Here is a 2,562-nt window from a genome sequence, read left to right on the forward strand (position 1 = left end):
GAATGGGTTCATGTGCAGCTCCATCAGCAAAAGGGGATGATAAGTTTATCACCACCGACTATTTGCAACAGTGCCTTATAAAGTACTGACGTAGAATCTCAGTAATACGATGTTGCATAAGCCACCCTGTCGCCAGATCGAAAAGCAGGCCAGGACGTTCGTTGCTTATCCAGCTCCGGGTATATAAAAGACGGGTAAGGCGAAATGTCCAGGGCCAGGCAAATTCACGATACTGATAGTGCTGACGTATCAGCGCTGCATGCTCACGGCGGGTATTTTCCCTCTGACCGTATTCTGCAAGAACGGTGATATCACGAATCCCGAGCTGTCTGGCGGTAAAATGCCGGACGCCGGAAGGAATATGATTCATATCGGTGAGGAAGGTGCCCAGAAAACGGACACATCCAATTTGCAGGGCAATGCCCAGACGGTTGTGATCACCTCTGCTTTTTCCGATAAATTCCTTGTCTGCTTCATCAAGGTGAAAATATCGTGCCAGCTGAAGCTCATCCGGTTCACCGGTGAATCTGCCATAGCTTTCAGTCTGCTCAGTGGTCAGAAAGTCAACGGGCATATCGGCCTCCCTGCCTGACGGGCATTTAGTAACATTTTTCCAACCGTACGAAATGTTATAAATTATCGGACATCGTAAAACTGTTACATTAATATGTCTATTAAATCGTAAATTTGTAATAATAGACATGAGTTGTCCGATATTCGATTTAAGGTACATTTTTATGCGACTTTTTGGTTACGCTCGGGTCTCAACCAGTCAGCAGTCTCTTGATCTTCAGGTCAGAGCACTCAAAGACGCAGGTGTGAAAGCAAACCGTATATTTACCGATAAGGCATCCGGCAGTTCAACAGACCGGGAAGGGCTGGATTTGCTGAGGATGAAGGTGGAGGAAGGTGATGTCATTCTGGTTAAGAAGCTCGACCGTCTTGGCCGCGACACTGCCGATATGATCCAACTGATAAAGGAATTTGACGCTCAGGGCGTGGCAGTCCGGTTCATTGATGACGGGATCAGTACCGACGGTGATATGGGGCAAATGGTGGTCACCATCCTGTCGGCTGTGGCACAGGCTGAACGCCGGAGGATCCTAGAACGCACGAATGAGGGCCGACAGGAAGCAAAGCTGAAAGGAATCAAATTTGGCCGCAGGCGTACCGTGGACAGGAACGTCGTGCTGACGCTTCATCAGAAGGGCACTGGTGCAACGGAAATTGCTCATCAGCTCAGTATTGCCCGCTCCACGGTTTATAAAATTCTTGAAGACGAAAGGGCCTCGTGATACGCCTATTTTTATAGGTTAATGTCATGATAATAATGGTTTCTTAGACGTCAGGTGGCACTTTTCGGGGAAATGTGCGCGGAACCCCTATTTGTTTATTTTTCTAAATACATTCAAATATGTATCCGCTCATGAGACAATAACCCTGGTAAATGCTTCAATAATATTGAAAAAGGAAGAGTATGAGTATTCAACATTTTCGTGTCGCCCTTATTCCCTTTTTTGCGGCATTTTGCCTTCCTGTTTTTGCTCACCCAGAAACGCTGGTGAAAGTAAAAGATGCTGAAGATCAGTTGGGTGCACGAGTGGGTTACATCGAACTGGATCTCAACAGCGGTAAGATCCTTGAGAGTTTTCGCCCCGAAGAACGTTTTCCAATGATGAGCACTTTTAAAGTTCTGCTATGTGGTGCGGTATTATCCCGTGTTGACGCCGGGCAAGAGCAACTCGGTCGCCGCATACACTATTCTCAGAATGACTTGGTTGAGTACTCACCAGTCACAGAAAAGCATCTTACGGATGGCATGACAGTAAGAGAATTATGCAGTGCTGCCATAACCATGAGTGATAACACTGCTGCCAACTTACTTCTGACAACGATCGGAGGACCGAAGGAGCTAACCGCTTTTTTGCACAACATGGGGGATCATGTAACTCGCCTTGATCGTTGGGAACCGGAGCTGAATGAAGCCATACCAAACGACGAGCGTGACACCACGATGCCTGCAGCAATGGCAACAACGTTGCGCAAACTATTAACTGGCGAACTACTTACTCTAGCTTCCCGGCAACAATTAATAGACTGGATGGAGGCGGATAAAGTTGCAGGACCACTTCTGCGCTCGGCCCTTCCGGCTGGCTGGTTTATTGCTGATAAATCTGGAGCCGGTGAGCGTGGGTCTCGCGGTATCATTGCAGCACTGGGGCCAGATGGTAAGCCCTCCCGTATCGTAGTTATCTACACGACGGGGAGTCAGGCAACTATGGATGAACGAAATAGACAGATCGCTGAGATAGGTGCCTCACTGATTAAGCATTGGTAACTGTCAGACCAAGTTTACTCATATATACTTTAGATTGATTTAAAACTTCATTTTTAATTTAAAAGGATCTAGGTGAAGATCCTTTTTGATAATCTCATGACCAAAATCCCTTAACGTGAGTTTTCGTTCCACTGAGCGTCAGACCCCTTAATTAAATGAAGTCAGTAACTATAGAAGCAAAAACTTTTGCTGAAATGTTAGGAATAACAGAAGGTGAGTTAATC

Annotated in this window: 2 protein-coding genes and 1 pseudogene; 2 read left to right on the plus strand and 1 reads right to left on the minus strand. The window is 46.4% G+C overall.

The window, feature by feature from the left end:
- Nucleotides 1-103: 103 nt before the first annotated feature.
- Nucleotides 104-574, minus strand: a pseudogene (locus tag OQV04_RS24225) (DUF4158 domain-containing protein); the annotation flags it as partial.
- Between the two features lie 163 nt (nucleotides 575-737).
- Between OQV04_RS24225 and OQV04_RS24230 the strand changes: the two are divergent.
- Complete coding sequence (locus tag OQV04_RS24230; protein ID WP_001235713.1) at nucleotides 738-1,295, plus strand: recombinase family protein; 558 nt, start codon at nucleotides 738-740, stop codon at nucleotides 1,293-1,295.
- Between the two features lie 182 nt (nucleotides 1,296-1,477).
- Nucleotides 1,478-2,338 (plus strand): broad-spectrum class A beta-lactamase TEM-1, encoded by an 861-nt coding sequence (locus OQV04_RS24235; protein ID WP_000027057.1) that lies wholly within the window; start codon nucleotides 1,478-1,480, stop codon nucleotides 2,336-2,338.
- The last annotated feature ends 224 nt before the right edge of the window (nucleotides 2,339-2,562 follow it).

The organism is Escherichia sp. Lx600-2 (assembly GCF_036662595.1).
GTDB lineage: Bacteria > Pseudomonadota > Gammaproteobacteria > Enterobacterales > Enterobacteriaceae > Escherichia > Escherichia coli.